General features: G+C 72.0%; 2 protein-coding genes. Both read left to right on the top strand.

The window, feature by feature from the left end:
* The first annotated feature begins 146 nt into the window (after nucleotides 1–146).
* Nucleotides 147–659, top strand: a complete 513-nt coding sequence (ruvX, locus tag MXD58_RS29310) for a Holliday junction resolvase RuvX (protein ID WP_248839738.1) — start codon at nucleotides 147–149, stop codon at nucleotides 657–659.
* The gene (gene mltG, locus MXD58_RS29305) at nucleotides 656–2245 is read left to right on the top strand and encodes an endolytic transglycosylase MltG (protein ID WP_248839737.1); all 1590 of its coding nucleotides are present in this window, start codon (nucleotides 656–658) and stop codon (nucleotides 2243–2245) included. The genes ruvX and mltG overlap by 4 nt, the downstream gene beginning before the upstream one ends.
* Nucleotides 2246–2356 lie beyond the last annotated feature (111 nt).

Raw genomic sequence — 2356 nt, 5'->3', positions numbered from 1 at the left:
ACTCGTGGGCGGCGCTCGGCGGCAAGGGCGGCGGCAAACCGGACATCGCCCAGGGTGGCGGCGGGACACCGGAGCTGGTTGCGGCCGCGTTCGCGAGGCTGCGCGGGCTGGTCGCCGAACTCACCGCGCGCTGAGGTGGCCGGCCGGTGAGCGCTGTGGCGGCGCCCCGCGGGGTGCGGGTCGGCGTCGATGTGGGATCCGTCCGGGTCGGAATAGCCGCGAGCGACCCGGACGGAATACTCGCGGTACCCGTCACCACGCTGAAACGAGATCGCCAAAAAAATACTGACATAGACGACCTTGTCGGAATCGTTCGGGACAGGCAGGCTGTAGAGGTCGTGGTGGGCCTGCCCAGGCAGTTGTCCGGGCAGGAGGGTCGCGCGGTCCAGCTCGTCCGCGAGTACGCCGATGTACTCAGTGTGCGGATCGCCCCAGTCCCCGTACGTTTTGTGGACGAGCGGCTGACCACGGTTGCGGCACACCGCAGAATGGCTGAGCGTGGCGTACGTTCCCGCGCCCGCCGCGGTCTCGTGGATCAGGAGGCAGCCGTGCAGATCCTCCAGAACGACCTGGACAGCCGCCGTCGCAGCGGTGGCGCGCCCGGCGTGGCGCCAGCGCCCTCCGACGGTGGAGTGGCCGGGCCCCAGGACGCGCTGTGACGGGCGGTCACCTCGACGAGATGCTCGGCGAGGAGCCCTACGGTCGGCGCCGCCCCCGACGTCCCGCCGACTCCCCCCGCGGGGGGAGTCGGCGCCGGGCCGCGGGTCGCTTCGACGACGAGCCCTATGCCGACGACGAGCCCTATGCCGACGACGAGCCCTATGCCGACGACGAGCCCTATGCCGGCGACGAGCCCTATGCCGGCGACGAGCCGGACCGGGGGTACGACGGTGGCTCCCACGAGGACCGTCGCCGCCGCGGCGGTGGGCGGGGCGGCGCCGGCTACGGCGACGCGGACTATCCGGACGCGGGATACGCGGACGAACGGTACGCAGACGACGCGTTTCCCCCGGAGGACGAGTACGCCGAGGACGGCGTCTTCGGCGCCGCAGGTTTCGACGATGACCCGGCCGAGCAGGCGCCGCGGCGTGCCCGCCGGGGCTCCAGCGCGGACGATGGCGACGCGGACGGTGGCGGTGCCCCCGGTGTCGGCTGGGATGACGACCCGCCCCCGGGGCGGCGCACGCGCGCCCTGCCGAAGCTGGTCGCCGTCCTGGTGGTCGTCGCCGCCCTGCTCGGGCTCGGCATCTTCGCCGTCGGCAAGGTCGTCGGGCGCATCGGCGGCGCCAGCAGCAGTGCCGCCGACTACCCCGGTATCGGTGGCGGCATCGCTGTGATCCAGATCCCGGAGGGCGCCTCCGCCCGGCAGATCGCGCAGAAGCTGCACGACGCGAACGTGACCGCGTCGGTCGCGGCGTTCGTCAAGGCCGCCGCGGCCAACCCGAAGTCGCTGGGCATCCAGCCGGGTACCTACCGGCTGCGCAGCCAGATGAGCGCCGACGCGGCGCTCGCCGCCCTGCTCAACCCGGCGTCCTCGGCGCTTTTCCGGTTCACCATCAAGGAAGGCGAGACGGTCCGGCAGGTGCTCACCGGCCTGCACGACCGGCTCGGCACGCCGATGGCGGAGCTGCAGGCCATCGCCAACAACCCCAGTCAGCTCGGCGTCCCCGCCTACGCCCCGACGCTGGAGGGCTACTTCTTCCCGTCGACCTACGACCTGGTCCCCGGCGCCACCCCGCTGCAGCTGATGACCTCGTTCGTCACCCGCTTCAAGGCCCAGGCGGCCTCGATCGACCTGGAGGCCCGGGCCGCCGCGCGCGGCATGAAGCCCGCCGACATCGTGACCGTTGCCTCGATCATCGAGAAGGAGGTCGCGAACGCGGACGAAGGGCCCAAGGTGGCCCGGGTGGTCTACAACCGGCTCAGCGACACCACCGGCGCGTTCCGCACCCTCGGGATGGACTCGACCACCCGCTACTCGGAGGACGAGTACACCGGGCCGCTGTCCAAGGCGCAGCTCAACCGGACCGACAACCCCTACAACACCAGGGTGAACCGGGGGCTGCCACCCGGGGGGATCTCCAACCCGGGGCTGTGGGCGCTGAAGTCCGCCCTGGCTCCCGCCGACGGCACCTGGTTGTGGTTCATCTCCATGCCACGCAGTGGGGTGACCGAGTTCGCCACGACCAAGGCGGAGTTCGATCGGTTGTACGCCCAGTACCTCGCCGAGGGCGGCAAGGAGTAGCGGGCGCGGTGGCCCTCGCGGGGTGCGACCGGTCGGGTCCGGTCCGTGGCGCCCGGGTCAGCTTCGAGCGGGTCGACTCCGACGGCTGCCTGTCCACCAACGACACCGTGC

The sequence above is a fragment of the Frankia sp. AgKG'84/4 genome (genome assembly GCF_023242965.2).
Taxonomy (GTDB): Bacteria; Actinomycetota; Actinomycetes; order Frankiales; family Frankiaceae; genus Frankia.
The sequence above is the reverse complement of the archived record's forward strand: the minus strand, read 5'-3'. Positions and strand labels throughout refer to the sequence as shown.